Annotated in this window: 7 protein-coding genes; all 7 read left to right on the top strand. The window is 76.4% G+C overall.

Annotation, left to right across the window (positions count from 1 at the left end):
• Nucleotides 1-49: 49 nt before the first annotated feature.
• Entirely contained in the window at nucleotides 50-5662 is a 5613-nt protein-coding gene (locus tag AB0C99_RS13505) for a condensation domain-containing protein (RefSeq protein WP_362473987.1), read from the top strand.
• A gap of 195 nt (nucleotides 5663-5857) precedes the next feature.
• Nucleotides 5858-13090: an amino acid adenylation domain-containing protein gene (locus AB0C99_RS13500; protein WP_362473984.1), complete on the top strand. Its 7233-nt coding sequence runs from the start codon at nucleotides 5858-5860 to the stop codon at nucleotides 13088-13090.
• Nucleotides 13087-13302: an MbtH family protein gene (locus tag AB0C99_RS13495; RefSeq protein WP_362473981.1), complete on the top strand. Its 216-nt coding sequence runs from the start codon at nucleotides 13087-13089 to the stop codon at nucleotides 13300-13302. The genes AB0C99_RS13500 and AB0C99_RS13495 overlap by 4 nt, the downstream gene beginning before the upstream one ends.
• A 164-nt stretch (nucleotides 13303-13466) precedes the next feature.
• Nucleotides 13467-13877: a cobalamin-dependent protein gene (locus tag AB0C99_RS13490; protein WP_362473978.1), complete on the top strand. Its 411-nt coding sequence runs from the start codon at nucleotides 13467-13469 to the stop codon at nucleotides 13875-13877.
• A complete protein-coding gene (locus tag AB0C99_RS13485; protein WP_362473976.1) occupies nucleotides 13874-15220 on the top strand; it encodes a methylaspartate mutase in 1347 nt (448 codons plus the stop codon). The genes AB0C99_RS13490 and AB0C99_RS13485 overlap by 4 nt, the downstream gene beginning before the upstream one ends.
• Nucleotides 15221-15405: 185 nt before the next feature.
• Complete coding sequence (locus AB0C99_RS13480; protein ID WP_362473973.1) at nucleotides 15406-16416, top strand: asparagine synthetase A; 1011 nt, start codon at nucleotides 15406-15408, stop codon at nucleotides 16414-16416.
• Nucleotides 16413-17783 (top strand): glutamate synthase-related protein (locus AB0C99_RS13475; RefSeq protein ID WP_362473970.1); only part of this gene is annotated, 1371 nt, incomplete at its 3' end. The genes AB0C99_RS13480 and AB0C99_RS13475, both read left to right, overlap by 4 nt.

The raw sequence follows: 17783 nt of genomic DNA, 5'->3' as shown, positions 1-17783 counted from the left end.
CCCACCCCGCCCATCCCCACCCGTTCCGCCACCCACGAGGAGCAGCACCGTGATCCCCCTGTCCTATGCGCAGCGTCGGCTGTGGTTCCTGAACCGCCTGGAGGGTTCCTCGGCGGCGTACAACGCGCCGGTGGTGCTGCGGCTGGCCGGGCGTCCGGCGGCGGCGGTGCTGGAGGCGGCGCTGCGGGACGTGGTGGAGCGGCACGAGGTTCTGCGGACGGTGTACCCGGCGGTGGAGGGCGAGCCGTACCAGGACGTGCGGGCCGTCGCCCCGGTGCCGGTGGAGGTCGTGGCGGCGGGCGCGGGGGAGACCGACGAGCTGGTCACCGCCTTCGCCCGGCTGCCGATCGACATCGCCGCCGAACCGCCGCTGCGCGTACGCCTCTTCGAGGACACCGAGGGGGAGGGCGCGACCCTGGTCCTGTCCGTCCACCACATCGCCACCGACGGCTGGTCCGTCGGCTGCCTGCTCCGCGACCTCGACACCGCCTACACGGCCCGCGCCGGGGGCCGGGCGCCGGAGTGGGAGCCGCTGCCCGTCCAGTACGCCGACTACGCCCTGTGGCAGCACGACATGCTCGGCGACCCCGCCGACCCCGAGAGCACCGCCCACGAGCAGCTCGCCCACTGGCGCACCGCGCTCGCCGGCATCCCCGACGAGACCCGGCTGCCCGCCGACCGCCCCCGCAGCGCCGAACCCACCCACTCCGGCGCCGCGTTGACGGCCGAGCTCGACACCAGGGTCCACCGGGCCCTGACCGCGGTGGCGAAGGAGCACCGGGCCAGCTTCTTCATGGTCGTACGGGCCGCCCTGGCGCTCGCCCTGCGCGCCGCCGGAGCCGGCACCGACCTCGTCGTCGGCACCCCCGTCGCCGGCCGCCCGGAGGAGGACCTGCACGACCTGGTCGGCTTCTTCGTCAACACCCTGGCCCTGCGCGCCGACCTGTCCGGCGACCCGACGCTCGGCGAGCTCGTCGGCCGCGTCCGGGACACCGACCTCGCCGCCTTCGCCCACGAGGACCTCCCCTTCGACCTGCTCGTCGAGGACCTCAACCCCGAGCGGTCCCTCGGCCGCCACCCCTTCTTCCAGGTCATGGTCAGCGCCCAGAACCGGCAGGAGCGCGACCTCGCACTCGGCGGCATCCCCGCCACCCTCGCGGAGACGGACCTGGCCACCGCCAAGTTCGACCTCGGCTTCCACTGCATGGAGCGCGGCGACGCCACCGGAGACCCCGGCGGCCTCACGCTCCTGCTCCAGTACGCCACCGAGCGGTACGACGAGAGCACCGCTCGCCTGCTCCTCGGCCTGTTCGGGCGCGCGCTCACCGCGCTCGCCGAACGGCCCGGACACACCCGTCTCAGCGGCATCACCCTGCCGACGGACGAGGAGCGCGCCGGACTCGACCGGCGCCACCGCGCCCTGGCCGACGCCGCCACCGCGGCCGAGGCCAGGGCGGCCGACGAGGCCCGCCGCCGGGGCGACGGCGGCCGGGCGAAGGGCCCCCGGACCGCGAACCCGCGCGAGGAGATCCTGCGCGGCCTGTTCGCGGAGATCCTGGGGCGGGACGAGGTCCTGGAAGGGGACAACTTCTTCAAGCTGGGCGGGCACTCGCTGCTCGCGGGCAAGCTCACCAACCGGATCCGCGGCGCGCTCGGCCTCCAGGCCGCGATCAAGGACGTGTTCCTCGCGCCGAGCCCCGGGCAGCTCCTGCGGCGCCTCGACGAGCAGGGCGGGGGACCGGCCAGGCCCGCGCTCCGGCCCGTACCGGCGGCCCTGCGCCCGGCCCGGATCCCGCTCTCCTACGCCCAGCGCCGGCTGTGGTTCCTGAACCGCCTGGAGGGCTCCTCGGCGGCGTACAACGCGCCGGTTGTGCTGCGGCTGGCCGGGCGCCCGGCGGCGGCGGTGCTGGAGGCGGCGCTGCGGGACGTGACGGAGCGGCACGAGGTGCTGCGGACGGTGTACCCGGCGGTGGAGGGCGAGCCGTACCAGGACGTGCGGGCCGCCGCCCCGGTGCCGGTGGAGGTCGTGGCGGTGGCGGCCGGGGAGGTCGACGAGTCGGTGACCGCCTTCGCCCGGATCCCGATCGACATCACCCGCGAACTGCCCTTGCGGGCGCGCCTCTTCGAGCCCGCCGGGGACGAGGGCTCCGTCCTGGTGCTCTCCGTCCACCACGTCGCCACCGACGGCTGGTCCGTCGCCGCCCTCCTCGCCGACCTCGACACCGCCTACACGGCCCGCGCCGAGGACCGGGCGCCGGAATGGGAGCCGCTGCCCGTCCAGTACACCGACTACACCCTCTGGCAGCGCGACCTCCTCGACGGCGAACAGGGCGTACGGGAAGACCAGCTGACCCACTGGCGCGCCGCGCTCGACGGGATCCCCGGCGAGACCCGGCTGCCCGCCGACCGGCCCCGGCCCACCGAGCCGAGCGGCCGGGGCGCCGTCGTCACCGACGAGCTCGACGCGGCGGCCCACCGGGCGCTCGCCGGAGTCGCCAAGGAGCAGCGCGCCACGTTCTTCATGGTCGTACGGGCCGCCCTGGCGCTCGCCCTGCGCGCCGCCGGAGCCGGCACCGACCTCGTCCTCGGCACCCCCGTCGCCGGACGCGCCGAGGAGGCCCTGCACGACCTCGTCGGCTTCTTCGTCAACACCCTCGCCCTGCGCACCGACCTGTCCGGCGACCCCACCCTCGCCGAGCTGGTGCGCCGGGTCAGGGACGCCGACCTCGCCGCCTTCGCCCACGACGACCTGCCCTTCGACCTGCTCGTCGAGGACCTCAACCCGGAACGGTCCCTCGGCCGCCACCCCTTCTTCCAGGTGATGGTCAGCGCCCAGACCGGCGAGGACGACACCGCCGTCGCCCTCGGCGACATCCCCGGCACGCTCGACGGCGCCGACCTCGGCAGCGCCAAGTTCGACCTCGCCTTCCACTGCGGCGGCACCCAGGACGCCGACGGCGAGGCCGGACCCCTGCTCATCGGCGTCCGCTACGCCACCGACCTCTACGACGAGCCCACCGCCCGGCTCCTCCTCGGCCTCTTCCGCCGCGCCCTCGCCGCCCTCGCCGCCGAGGACGGCGCCACCCCGCTCAGCGCCGTCGCCTGGGCCACCGACGAGGAGCGCCGCGCCCTCGACACCCGCCACGAGGAGCTCGCCCGCGCCGCCGCCGAGGCCGCGCCCCCGGCCGGCGAGCGGGCGAAGGGCCCCAGGACCGCCGACCCCCGCGAGGAGATCCTGCGCGGCCTGTTCGCCGAGGTCCTGGGGCGGGACGAGGTCCTGGAAGGGGACAACTTCTTCAAGCTGGGCGGGCATTCGCTGCTCGCGGGCAAGCTCACCAACCGGATCCGCGCCGCCCTCGGCCTCCAGGCCGCGATCAAGGACGTGTTCCTCGCCCCCAGCCCCGGGCAGCTCCTGCGGCGCCTCGACGAGCACGGCGGGGGACCGGCCAGGCCCGCGCTCCGGCCCGTACCGGCGGCCCTGCGCCCGGCCCGGATCCCGCTCTCGTACGCCCAGCGCCGCCTCTGGTTCGTCAACCGGCTCGAAGGCCCCTCCGCCACCTACAACATCCCCGTCGTCACCCGCCTCGCCCGCCCCGTCGACCCCGCGCACCTCGCCGCCGCCCTCGCCGACGTGGCCGCCCGCCACGAGGTGCTCCGCACCGTCTACCGCGTCGCCGACGGCGAGCCGTACCAGCTGGTGCTCGCCGACGCCCGCCCCGCCCTCGACCGGATCGGCGCCGCCGGGGACGCGGAGGTACGGTCCGCCGTGGACACGGCCGTCGGGTACGTCTTCGACCTCGCCGCCGAACTCCCCTTCCGCGCCACGCTCATCACCGACGCGGATGCGGATGCCGGTGCCGATGCCGATGCCGGTAACGGCTCCGGCTCCGGCGGGCGGCAGACCCTGGTGCTGCTGACCCACCACATCGCCGGCGACGGCTGGTCCACCCCCCACCTCCTCGCCGACCTCGACACGGCCTACTCGGCCCGCGCGGCCGGCCGGGCGCCGGAGTGGGAGCCGCTGCCCGTCCAGTACACCGACTACACCCTCTGGCAGCGCGACCTCCTCGACGGCCCCGACGGCCTCGCCGAGGCGCAGCTCGCCCACTGGCGCACTGCCCTCGCCGGACTCCCGCCGCTCATCGCCCTGCCCACCGACCGGCCCCGCCCGCTGGAGAGCGACGGCGCGGGCTCCCTCACCGGCTTCGAGGTCTCCGCCGCCACCCACCGGGCCCTGCTCCGCGTCGCCCGCGCCCAGGGCGCCACCCTCTTCATGGTGGTCCAGGCCGCGCTCGCCGCCCTCCTCGCCCGCCACGGCGCCGGGACCGACGTGGCGCTCGGCACCACCGTCGCCGGACGCGCCGACGACGCCCTCCACCCCCTCGTCGGCTTCTTCGTCAACACCCTCGTGCTGCGCACCGACACCTCCGGCGACCCCGCCTTCGCCGAACTCGTCCGCCGCGTCCGCGAGTCCGGGCTCGCCGCCTACGGCAACCAGGACCTGCCCTTCGACCGGCTCGTCGAGGACCTCAGCCCGCAGCGGTCCGCCGCGCACGCGCCGCTGGTCCAGGTCATGCTCCAGGTCCACGCCGCCGCCGGTGCCGCGAAGGGCGCCCGGCCCTCGGCCCTGGACGGCGAGCCGGTCGGCTTCCGGGGGACCGGCGCCAAGAGCGACCTCACCTTCGCGCTGACCGAGCGCGCCGAGCCCGACGGCACCCCCGCCGGACTCGTCGGCGCCCTCGAATACGCCACCGCCCTCTACGACGCCGACACCGCCCGGCTGCTGGCCCGGCGCCTGGCCGAGACCCTCGACGCCTTCGCAGCCGACCCCGGACTCGCCCTCTCCGCGCCGGAGTACGCCGACCCCGCGACCGACTCCGGCACCGTCCTCGACGAGCTCGGCCGCCCGGCGCCGGTACGGGTCCCCGGCGAGGTGTACGAGACGGCGCCGGGCGGCGCGCCGCGCGCCACCGGACGCCGGGCGTACGCCACCGCCGACGGCGCCCTGCGCCCGGTCGCCACCCTCACCGTCGCCGGCTACCCCGTCGAACCCGGCCGGGTCGAGGGCGTCCTGCGCGGCCACCCCGACGTGACCGGCGCCGCCGTGGAGGTGCGCGACGAGCGCCTGTACGCCACCGTCACCCCGGCCGCCGGGGCCCGCGCCACCGGGGAGGAGCTGCGCGACTGGGCCGCGGAGCGGCTGCCCGAGTACCTCGCGCCCGCCGGGGTCGCCGTCGAGGGCGGTCCGGCACCGGCCGGGCCCGCGCCCGCCAGGCCCGCCGAGGCGGGCACGCCCGGCGCGTCCGCCGCCTCCGCCGCGGAGGAGAAGCTGCTCGGGCTGTTCCGGGACGTCCTCGGCGGGCGCCCGCTCACCGCCCACGACAACTTCTTCAAGAACGGCGGCCACTCGCTCCTCGCCGTCCGCCTCCTCAACCGGATCCGCGCCGAGTTCGGGCGCGACCTCACCCTCCGGGACGTCTTCCGCAACCCGACGGCCGCCTCCCTGGCCCGCCGCCTCGCCGACGCCCCCGGCGCCGCACCCGGCGCCGCCCCGTCCCGCCCCGGCCACCGGCCGCCGGCCCCCGGCGCCCCCGTCCCGCCCGTCCCGCCCACCCCGACGCTCAAGCGCCGCACCCGCGCGGGCACCCGCCAGGGCGGCTGACCCCCGCGCCCGCCGCCCCCGCCCCCCTCACGTATCACCTCCACGCACCGGCAGCTCCGGGCGGCACTTCTGCCGCCCGGAGCTGCCGCGTCTACTGCCCCGGGAGCCCTTCGCGCGCACCTAGCGTGGACGGCACGGAGGCGAGAGGAACCGTTCGCCCCGGTCTCTCGGCCCCAGTCACCGGAGGAAGCCAGCATGGCCCCCAGCAGAACGGAAGACCTGCTCGACGGCGGACCCTCTCCCGCCCACGCCCCGCCCGTGCTCGACCTGATCGCCCGGCAGGAGCGCACCCGCCCCGACGCGGTCGCCCTCGTCCACGCCGACGCGGGCCTGACGTACGCGGAGCTCGGCGAGGCGGTCCGCGAGCGGGCCGCCCGGCTCGCCGCCGACGGCGCCGGTCCCGGCCGGCTCGTCGCCCTGCACCGGCCGCGCGGCATCGACGCGATCGTCGGCCTGCTGGCCGTGCTCGCCACCGGCGCCGCCTACCTGCCGCTCGACATCCAGGCGCCCGACGCCCGCAACGAGGCCATCCTCGGCGACGCCTGCGGCGCGGCCGCGCCCGCCCCGGCCGAGGTCGCCCGGCACGGCGAGCTCGTCCTCGGCGGGCCCGGCACCGACGCGGGCGCCGCCTACGTCATCTACACCTCCGGCTCCACCGGCGTCCCGAACGGCGTGGTCGTCGCCCACGACTCGCTCGCCCACTTCATCGCCGGAGCCATCCCCGCGTACGGCATCGACACGGACTCCGTCGTCCTGCAGTTCAGCCCGCTGCACTTCGACGCCAGCGTCCAGGAGGTCTTCGCGACCCTCGGCGCGGGCGGCACCCTGGTGCTGCGCACCGACGACATGCTGGACGTCGCCGAACTCCTCGCCGGCTGCGCCCGGCACGGCGTCACCCTGCTCGACCTGCCCGCCGCCTACTGGCACGAGCTGGTCTACGTCCTCACCACCGGCTCCGTCCGGCTCCCCGCCTGCCTGCGCACCGTCATCATCTACGGCGAGGCCGCCCTGCCCGAGCGGATCGCCCAGTGGCGCGGCCTCGTCGGCGACACGGTCCGCCTCCTCAACGCGTACGGCCCGACCGAGACGACCGTCGTCGCCACCGTCGCCGACCTCAGCCGCCACGACGCGGGACCGGTCCCCATCGGGCGCCCGCTGCCCGGCGTGCGCGCCGCGATCGTGGGCGGCGAGCTGTGGCTGCTCGGCGGCGGCCTCACCCGCGGCTATCTGCACCGGCCCGAGCTGAACACACGCCGCTTCACCGACCTCGACGGCGAACGCGCCTACCGCACCGGCGACCTCGTCACCCTCTCCGAGGACCGGCAGATCCTCTACCACGGGCGCCTCGACGACGAGGTGAAGATCGGCGGCCAGCGCATCGACCCCGCCGCCGTCGACTCCGTGCTCGCCGGGCACCCCGCCGTCCGCGAGGCCGCCGTCGTCGCCCAGCAGGACGCCGACGGAGTCAAGCGGCTCGTCGCCTTCGTCGTCACCGACGGCGGCACCGGCGCCGAGGAGCTCCGCGCCCACGTACGGGACCGGATGCCCGCCGCCGCCGTCCCCACCGTCTCCGTGGTCGTCGCCCTGCCCCGCACCAGCTCCGGCAAGATCAACCGCAAGGTGCTGCGGACCACCGACCCCCGGCTGCCCGTCGTCCACGAGGACCCGCTGCCCGCCGAGGACCGGATCGCGCTCTCGCACGCCCAGCGGCGCCTGTGGCTGCTCGACCAGCTCGACGGGCCGTCCGCCGCGTACAACATGCCGATCGTCCTGCACCTGGACACCGCCCCCGACCGGGCCGCGCTCGCCGCCGCCGTCGCCGACCTCGCCGAACGCCACGAGGTCCTGCGCACCGTCTTCCTCGCCCCCGACGACGAGCCCTACCAGCACGTCCTGGCCCCCTCCGCCGTCCGCCTGCGCACCGTCGAGGCCCCGGCCGCCGAACTGCCCGCGCTGACCGCCCGGTTCACCGCCGAGACCTTCGACCTCTCCCGCGAACTGCCGCTCCGGGTGGCCCTGTTCGCCCCGGACGACGGTTCCGCCGGGGTCACCCTCGGCGTCCTCCTCCACCACGTCGCCGGTGACGGCTGGTCCCTCACGCCTCTGATGACCGACCTGGCCCGCGCCTACGCGGCCCGCGCGGCCGGCCGCGCGCCCGACTGGGAGCCGCTGCCCGTCCAGTACGCCGACTACACCCTCTGGCAGCACGACGTCCTCGGCGACACCGCCGACCCGGACTCCGTCCTCGCCCGGGGCCTCGCCCACTGGAGCGCCGCCCTCGACGGGCTGCCCGCCGTCACCGACCTGCCGCTCGACCGGCCCCGGCCCGCCGCCCGCGACCACGCCGGGGCGCTCCTGGAGACCGCCCTCGACGCGGACGTCCACACCCGTCTGGTCCGGCTCGCCGAGGCGCACGACGCCAGCCTCCTCATGGTCGTCCAGGCCGCCCTCGGGCTCGCCCTGCGCGCCTCGGGCGCCGGAGCGGCCACCGCCCTCGGCACCCCCGTCGCCGGCCGCGACGACGAGGCCCTCGACGAGCTCGTCGGCTTCTTCGTGAACACCCTCGTGCTCCCTACCGACACCTCCGGCGACCCCGGCTTCGGCACCCTCCTCGACCGCGTCCGCGACACCGACCTGGGCGCCTTCGCCCACCAGCGGATCCCCTTCGACCTGCTCGTCGAGCACCTCAACCCGCCCCGGCACCCCGGCGTCCACCCGCTGTTCCAGGTGATGCTCACCCTCAACGCCGCCGGACCCGGCCAGGGCGCCTTCCCGTTCGGCCCGCTCACCGGCCGCTTCGCCGACCAGGACGGGCCCGCCACCACCAAGTTCGACCTCACCGCCGCCTGCGTCGACACCCGCGACGCCGACGGGGCGCCCGCCGGACTCCGCCTCGGCCTGGAGTACGCCCGGGACGTCTTCGCCGACGAGCGGGTGCCCCAACTCCTGCTCGCCGCCCTCGAAACCGCCCTGCGCGCCGCCGCCGCCGACCCCACGGCCCCGGTACGGGACGAGGACCTCGTCCCCGCCGACGCCCGCCGCGCCCTCGACGAGCGGCGCACCCGCCTGGCCGCCGCCGAGGCGCCCGAGGAGACCGGCGCGGGCACCGGGGGCGAGACCGGCCCGGACGCCGACGCGGAGCTCGTCGCCACCCTGTGCGCGATGTTCGCCGAGGTCCTCGGGCTCGACCAGGTCGGCCCCGCCGAGGGCTTCTTCACCATCGGCGGGCACTCGATGAGCGGCGTCCGCCTCGCCAACCGGATCCGCGCCCGCCTCGGCGTCGACATCCAGGTCCGCGACCTGCTGCTCGCCCCCACCCCCGACGCCCTGGCCCGCCGCGTCGCCGCGGCCGGCGAGACGGCCGCCGGTGGCGACGGGGCCGACCCCGGCACCCCGGCCGCCCCCGCCCGGCCCCGGCCCGCCCCGCGCGCCGACCGGCCCGAGCGCGTCCCCCTCTCGTACGCGCAGCGCAGGCTCTGGTTCATCGACACCCTCGAAGGCCCCAGCGCCTCCTACAACATCCCGCTCGTCCTGCACCCCGCCGCGCCCCTGGACCCCGCGATCCTCGCCGACGCCCTCGCCGACGTGTCCGACCGGCACGAGGTGCTCCGCACCCGCTACCGGGCCGTCGACGGCGAACCGCACCAGGACATCCGCACCGGCGTCCGGCCCCCGCTCGACCTGCGCACCGTCCCCGCCGACCGGCTCGCCGACACAGTCGCCGAGGCCGCCGGGCACGTCTTCGACCTCGCCGAGGAGACCCCGCTGCGGGCCGCCCTGATCACGCCCGCCGAGGCCCCGGCCGAGACCCCGGCGGCCGGCACGGCCGACGGGCCCGGGCAGGTGCTCGTCCTCCTCGTCCACCACATCGCCGCCGACGGCTGGTCGACCGGGCCGCTGCTCGCCGACCTCGCCGCCGCCTACGCGGCCCGCGCCGAGGGCCGCGCCCCCGGCTGGCAGCCGCTGCCCGTCCAGTACGCCGACTACACCCTCTGGCAGCACGAACTCCTGGACGGCCCCGACGCCGAGGCCCACCGCGCCCACTGGCGCACCGCCCTCGCCGGAGCGCCCGCCGCCCTCGAACTGGCCGCCGCCCGCCCCCGGCCCGCCGAGGCGAGCCACCGGGGCGACCGCGCCCCCGTCACCGTCGACAGCGCCACCCACGAGGCCCTGGAGAAGCTGGCCCGCGACAACGGCGCCACCCTCTTCATGGTCCTCCAGGCCGCCCTCGCCGCCGTCCTCACCCGGCACGGCGCGGGCACCGACCTGCCGCTGGCCACCATGACCGCCGGCCGCGACGACGAACTCCTCGGCGGACTCGTCGGGTTCTTCGTCAACACCCTCGTGCTGCGCACCGACACCTCCGGCGACCCCGCCTTCACCGAGCTCCTCGACCGCGTCCGGCGCACCGACCTCGCCGCCTACGCCCACCAGGAACTCCCCTTCGACCGGGTCGTCGAGGACCTCAACCCGGTCCGCACCACCGCCCACCACCCGCTCGCCCAGATCGTCGTCCAGCTCCACCACGACTACACCCGCGGCGTCCCCGGCGCCGACGCGGCCGCCCGCCTCTTCCGCGAGACCGGGCCCGGGGCCGGGCTGCTCGCCACCGTCAGCACCAAGTTCGACCTCACCTTCGCCCTCGACGAGCGGCGCGACGGCGCCGGTCGTCCCGCCGGGCTCTCCGGCGGCCTGGAGTACGCCACCGACCTGTTCGACCCCGCCACCGCCGCCCTCCTCGCCGCCCACCTGGAGCGCACCCTGCGCGCGGCGGCCGCCGACCCCGGCGTACGGATCGGGGAACTGCCCCTGCTCACCGACGCCGACCGGTTCCGGCTCGTCGCCGACTACAACGACACCGCCACCGTCCTGCCCGAACGCGGCACCGTCCACGGCCTGATCGCCCGCCGCGCCGCCCGCACCCCCGACGCGCCCGCCCTGCTCACCGACGCCGGGACCGTCACGTACGGGGAACTCGACACCCGCGCCGACGCGCTCGCCGCCCGGCTGCGCGCCGCCGGGGTCCGCCGCGGCGACACGGTCGGCGTGCTCCTCGGCCGGGGCGTCCCGCTGATCGTGACCGCCCTCGCCGCCCTCAAGGCAGGCGCCGCCTACCTGCCGCTCGACCCCCGGCTCCCCGAGGCCCGCCTCCGGCTCATGCTGGAGGACTCCGGGGCCCGCCTCGTCGCCACCGACGGCACCCACACCCCGCCGGAGGGCACGCCCGTCCTGCGCGTCGACGTGCCGGACACGGCGGACACGGAGGGCCGCGCGGGCGCCGCCGACGCCCCGGAGTCCGGGGCCACCGACAGCGACCTGATGTACGTGATGTTCACCTCGGGCTCCACCGGCCGCCCGAAGGGCGTCGGCGTCACCCACCGCAACGTCGTCGAACTCGCCGCCGACCGCGACCTCTCCCTCGGCGCCGACCGGCGGATGCTCGTCCACTCCGCGACCGGCTTCGACGCCTCCGTCTTCGAGATCTGGGCCCCGCTCCTCGGCGGCGGCAGCCTCGTCCTGCTCGCCGGGGACGGCACCGACCTGGAGGAGACCGCCCGCGCCGTCCGTCGCCACGCGGTCACCACCGCCTACTTCACCGTCGGCCTCTTCCACGTCATGGCCGACGAGGGACTCGACACGCTGCGCCTGCTGCGCGAGGTGTGGACCGGCGGCGACGTGGCCTCCCCGGCCGCCGTCCAGCGGGTCCTCGCGCACTGCCCCGACACCGTCCTCGTGCACTCCTACGGCCCCACCGAGACCACCTTCGCCTCCCACAACCAGTGGTTCACCACCACGCCCGGCCGGCCGCGCGCCCTCGGCGGCGGCGGACTCCACCTCGGGCGCCCCATGGACAACACCCGCAGCCACGTCCTCGACGAGCGGCTGCGGCCCGTCCCGCCCGGCGTCCCCGGCGAGCTGTACATCGCCGGCGGCCACGTCGCCCGCGGCTACGTGGGCCGCCCCGGCCTGACCGCCGAGCGCTTCGTCCCCGACCCCTTCGAGGGCGACGGCAGCCGCATGTACCGCACCGGCGACCGCGTGCTGTGGACCCCCGCCGGGGAACTCCGCTTCCTCGGCCGGGCCGACGGGCAGCTCAAGCTCCGGGGCGTGCGCATCGAGCCCGGCGAGGTCGAGCGGGTGCTCGCCGCCCACCCGGCGGTCGGCCAGGCCCTCGCCGTCGTCCGCGAGGACCGGCCCGGCGACAAGACCCTCGTCGGCTACGTCGTCCCCCGCGCCGGCGACACGGTCACCGGCGCCGAACTCCTCGCCGAGGCCCGCGCCCAGCTCCCCGAGCACCTGGTGCCCTCGGCGGTCCTCGTCCTCGACGCCCTGCCGCTCACCGTGAACGGCAAGCCCGACCGGGCCGCCCTGCCCGCCCCGCACCGGCCGGTCGCCGACCCCGCGGGCCGCGCCCCGCGCAACGCCCGCGAGCAGGTCCTGTGCGCCCTGTTCGCCGAGATCCTCGGCGTCGCCGAGGTCGGCATCGACGACAACTTCTTCACCCTCGGCGGCCACTCCCTGCTCGGCGTCCGCCTGGTCAACCGGATGCGCGGCGTCCTCGGCGTCGAACGCACCGTCCGCGACCTGTTCCGCACGCCCACCCCCGCCGGGCTCCTCGGCTCGGCCGAGGACGGCGAGGGCGGCGGCGACGCCTCCGCGCTCGGGGTGCTGCTCCCGCTCTCCACCCGCGGCACCCGCCGCCCGCTGTTCTGCGTCCACCCCGGCACCGGCGTCGGCTGGGCCTACGCGGGCCTCGCCCGGCACCTCGGCGACGACCAGCCGCTCTACGCCCTCCAGGCCCGCTCGCTCAGCGACCCCGGCCACCGGCCCGCCGACGTCGGGGAGATGGCCGACGCCTACCTGGAGCGGATCCGCGAGATCCAGCCCTGGGGCCCCTACCGGCTGCTCGGCTGGTCCTTCGGCGGCATCGTCGCCCACACCGTCGCCGTACGCCTGCGGGAGGCGGGGGAGCGGGTCGAGCTCCTCGCCCTCATGGACGTCCACCAGACCGGGCCCGGCAGCGTCTCCGTGCTGCCGCCCGAGGAGCTCGCCGCCGAGCAACCGCCCGCCGACCTCGCCGAGGCGATGGAGCGCGTCCGCCGCGAGGACCCCGTCCTCGCCGGCTTCACCGCCACCGAACTGCGGGCCGTGCTCCGCGCCTCGGAGACCCACGCCGGGCTCATGTCCCGGCACGTCCCCGGCGTCGCCGACACCGACCTGCTGTTCTTCACCGCCCGCAGGGACGGCGAGCCGGAAGGCGCCCTCGCCGCCACCTGGATTCCCTTCACCGAGGGAATCATCGAAAACCACACCATCGAATGCGGACATCTCCAGATGGCCGAACCGGAACCTCTCGCACACATCGGAAACATTCTCGCGGAGAAGCTCTCCGCACTTCAGAAGAAGGAATTGAGGACCCAGTCATGAGCGATTCCGTCAACCCGTTCGACAACGCCGAGGGCACCTTCCACGTCGTCGTCAACGACGAGGGCCAGCACTCCCTGTGGCCGTCCTTCGCCGCCGTCCCGGCCGGCTGGACCAGCCAGTGGGGCCCCGGCGAGCGGGGCGAAGCCCTGGAGTTCATCACGGTGAACTGGACCGACATCCGCCCGCGCAGCCTCGTCGCGCAGTACGCCTGACCCTGAGACCGCCCGCCCTCCGAAGGCGCCGCGCCCCGCATCCACAGCGGGGCGCGGCGCCTTTTCCGCGCCCTTTTCCACAACCCCTCCGCAAAGGAAAGTGCCGGTCGTTGCTGCCGCTCGGACTTCCCCTTCCGGAACCCCCGAAAATCTATTCTTCAGACATGAAGATTCTCCTGAGCGGAACCGCCTCGGATTCCCACACCTGGAATCTCGTGTACCTCCGGCTCTTCCTGGAGGAGCACGGCCACGAGGTCGTCGGACTCGGCCCCTGCGTCGACCCCGAGCTGCTCGCCGACGCCTGTCTGCGGCACACCCCCGACGCGGTCGTGCTCAGCAGCGTCAACGGGCACGGCTACCGCGACGGCCTGGACGCCGTCCGCGCGCTCCGCGCCGAACCCGCCCTCGCCGCCCTGCCGGTGGCACTCGGCGGCAAGCTGGGCGTGGTCGGCCGCCGCCAGGACGAGGAGGTCCGCCGCCTGCTGGACGCCGGCTGCGACGCCGTCCTCGGCGACGACCTCGACGCCCTGCGGGTCTTCCTCACCGCCGACGCCCGCAAGGAGGTCGCGGCGTGACCGCCCCCGCCCCCGCCGCGGCCGGATTCGGGGCCTTCGTCGCCGCCGCCTCCGCCGCCGGACGGCTCGTCGTCCAGCCCCGCATGGGCTTCGGCGACCCGGCGCTGATGCGCTCCGGACTCTCCCGCGTCCACGCCGCCACCGCCCACACCGCCGGCACCCTCACCGTCGACAGCTACACCCGGGTCGGCGCCCTCGCCGCCGCCCGCGCGGCCGTCGCCGACGGCGGCGCCCGCCTCAACGGCTACCCGATCGCCGCCCACTCCGCGGGCACCACCCGCGCCGTCCTCGCCGGGCTGCGCGGCCCCGGCTTCCCCGTCCAGGTCCGGCACGGCTCCGCCCGCCCCGAGGCCATCATCCGCGCCCTCACCGCCGCCGGACTCGACGCCACCGAGGGCGGCCCCGTCTCCTACTGCCTGCCCTACGGACGCACCCCGCTGCGCGACTCCGTCGACGCCTGGGTCCGCGCCTGCGAACTCCTCGCCGAGAACGGCCCGGCCACCCACCTGGAGAGCTTCGGCGGCTGCCTGCTCGGGCAGCTCTGCCCGCCCTCGCTGCTCGTCGCGATGAGCGTCCTCGAATGCCTCTTCTTCGCCCAGCACGGCCTGCGCAGCGTCTCGCTCAGCTACGCCCAGCAGACCGACCCCGCCCAGGACGAGGAGGCCCTGCGCGCCCTGCGCCGGCTCGCCGCCGAACTCCTGCCCGCCGACGTCGAACGCCACGTCGTCCTCTACACGTACATGGGCGTCTACCCCCGCACCGAGAGCGGCGCCCTGCGGCTCCTGGAAGCCTCCGCCCGCCTCGCCGTCCGCTCCGGCGCAGGCCGCCTCATCGTCAAGACCGCCGCCGAGGCCCACCGGATCCCCACCGTCGACGAGAACGTGCGCGCCCTGGAGACCGCCGCGGCCGCCGCCGCGCTCGCGGGCGCCCCCGACCCCGACGCGGCCCCCGGGGACGGCGAGGTCTACCGGGAGGCCCGCACCCTGATCGAGACCGTCCTCGACCTCGACACCGACCTCGCCCGCGCCCTGCCCGCCGCCTTCGCCCGCGGACTGCTCGACGTCCCCTTCTGCCTCCACCCCGACAACGCGGGCGGCTCGCGCGGCTTCATCGACCCCTCCGGACGCCTCGGCTGGTCGCACACCGGCGCCATGCCGCTGCGCCCCGACCGCGCCGCCGACGCGAGCCCGCTCACCTCGGCGGGCCTGCTGACCGCCCTCCGGTACGTCGCCGACCGCTACGACCGGCCCCCGGGCGACGCCCTCGGCGCCGAAGCCGGCACCGACACGGGCACCGACACGGCCGGACCCGGCCGGGAGGAGGCCCGCCCGCTGCCGGTCTGACGCCCCGAAGCCCGCACCCCGTCCCGTACGCCCCGACCTCCCCGTACGCCCCGACCTCCCCGTACACCCCGATCCACCCGTACGCCCCGCCGACCTCGAACTCCCCGTACGTCACGAAGCCCCGCTCAGCCCGCTCAGCCCGCCCACCCGCACTCTGCCGTCGTCACGAGACCAGGAGCCCCGCCATGGATCTGCCCGCACCCTCCACCGCCGCCGCCCCGGCCACCCCGCCCCCGCTCGGCGAGCACCTGCGCTCGTCCGGGCTGCGGGCCGCCATGACCGTCCAGCAGGAGGCCCTCCAGGGCGCCCGCGACTACCTGCGCGGCCAGGGCTTCACCGAGCTGCTGCCGCCGCTCGTCGGCCCCGTCACCGACCCGGGCGGCCGGGGCGCCAAGGCGCTCGACGTCGACTACTACGGGCACCCGTACAAGCTGATGACCAGCGCCATCCTCTACAAGCAGGCGTCCCTGCGCGGCTTCCCCCGGCTCTTCTACATCGCTCCCAACGTCCGCGTGGAGCCCGAGGAGACCGCCACCACCGGCCGGCACCTGGTCGAGTTCCACCAGATCGACGTCGAGATCGCCGACGCGAGCCGCGAGCAGGCGCAGGAGATCGCCGCCGGGCTGCTCAGCCACGTCACCGAGCACGTCTGGACCACGATCCCCGACGTCCTCACCGGACTCGGCCGCATGGAGGCCGACTTCGCCGACATCCGCGCCGGGAAGTACGACGTGCGCACCCACGACGAGGCCGTCTCCCGGCTGCTGTCCCTCGGGCACCCGCAGAACCCCGACGGCGAGATCGACTGGACCGGCGAGCGCATCCTCTCCCTGGAGAGCGACCGCCCCTTCTTCGTCGACGACTACCCCAAGGGCTCGCGCGGCTTCTACGACCGCGAGGACCCCGAACGCCCCGGCGTGCTCCGCAACTTCGACCTGATCGCCCCGCACGGCTACGGCGAGCTGGTCTCTGGCAGCGAGCGCGAGGCCGACTACGCCACCCTCGTCACCCGGATGCGCGAGAGCGGCGAGAACCCCGCCAAGTACGCCTGGTACCTGAAGGAGGCCCGCGAGGGCATCCCGGCCAGCGCCGGCTTCGGCATGGGCCTCCAGCGGCTGGTCCGCTTCCTCACCGGCTTCGACGCCCTGTGGCAGGTCAGCGCCTACCCGAAGCTCCCCGGGGTGGTGACCCCGTGACCACGATGATCCCCGACGTGCTCGCCGCCGTGGCGCCGGCCGACCCCTTCGCCCCGGCCCCCGCCCCGCGCACCCCGCAGCTCCCGGTCCCGGCCCCCGCGACCGCCCCGGCGGCGCCCGCGGGCCCCGCCGGAGCCGCCGGACCCGTCGGATCCGGCGCCCTCGCCGCCCCCGGCTTCCCCGAGGAGCAGGTACGGGCCCGGGCCAGGACCGGCACCGCCGCCGTCTTCCCGGACCCCGCCGCCTACGGCGCCCGGCTCTTCGGCCCGGCGCCCGCCGCCCCCGGCGGGGACGCCCTGGACCGCACCCGGATCGTCCCGCCCGTCTTCATGCCCGAGCGGCTCGAAAAGCTGATCGACCTGGCCCGCGAGCCCGAGTTCGGCGACGTCGACCTCACCTCCCGGGTCGGCGGCTTCACCGCCCGGCTGCCGCTCTACCTCTCCGCCTTCGGCTCCACCCGGGCCGGCAGCGGCGACCTCGCCGTGCACGCCAGCCGCCAGGCCGCCCGCCTCGGCATCCCCATGGTCATCGGCGAGAACATGGTCCCGGTCCACGGCTACCGCAAGGCCGGCGAGGCCACCCGGTCCGCGCTGCGCGCCCGCGTCGAGGCGTACCTGGAGGCCGCGCCCGACGGCGTCGGCGGCATCGTCGTCCAGCAGTCCACCGAGGACGCCGACTCCGAGGTGTGGAACCTCCTCTACAGCGACCCCGCGTTCCGCCCCCTCCTGGAGACCGGGCGGCTCGCCTTCGAACTGAAGACCGGTCAGGGCGCCAAGCCCGGCCTCGGCGGCATGACCGTCGTCGGCCGCGCCGAGGGCGAGCAGCTCGCCCGCCGCTTCACCGTCCGCGAGGTCTTCGGCGCCGACGCGCCGAAGGTGCTCCGCTGCGCGACCCCCGGCACCTTCACCGAGGAGATCCTCCGCCAGCAGCTCCGCTTCATGCGCAACAACTTCCCCAAGGCCCGCACCTGGGTGAAGTTCCACCCCGGCCGGGACGTCGCGCACGCCGCCCGCACCGCCTGGGCGGCCGGCGCCGACGCCGTCACCGTCGACGGCGCCGAGGGCGGCACCGGCTGGGCGCCCGGGGTCTTCATGGACCAGGTCGGGCTGCCGCTCGCCGAGTGCCTGCGCAGGATCGGGCGCCCCGAGGGCTGCCTGCTCGCCAGCGGCGGCGTCTGGGAGGGCGGCCGGGCCGTCCGCGCCCTCGCCCTCGGGGCCGGCGCCGTCGGGCTCGGCCGCGCCGCCCTCGTCGCCGTCGACGAGGACCCCGAGCACGGCCTGGAGCGCCTCGCCGAGGCCCTCGCCCTCGAACTGCGGCTGCTGATCAGCGCCCTCGGCAAGTACGCGCCCGCCGCCCTGGCCCCGGAC

The sequence above is a fragment of the Streptomyces sp. NPDC048659 genome, from assembly GCF_040650575.1.
Lineage (GTDB): Bacteria > Actinomycetota > Actinomycetes > Streptomycetales > Streptomycetaceae > Streptomyces.
This window is presented reverse-complemented; position numbering and strand designations above follow the sequence as displayed.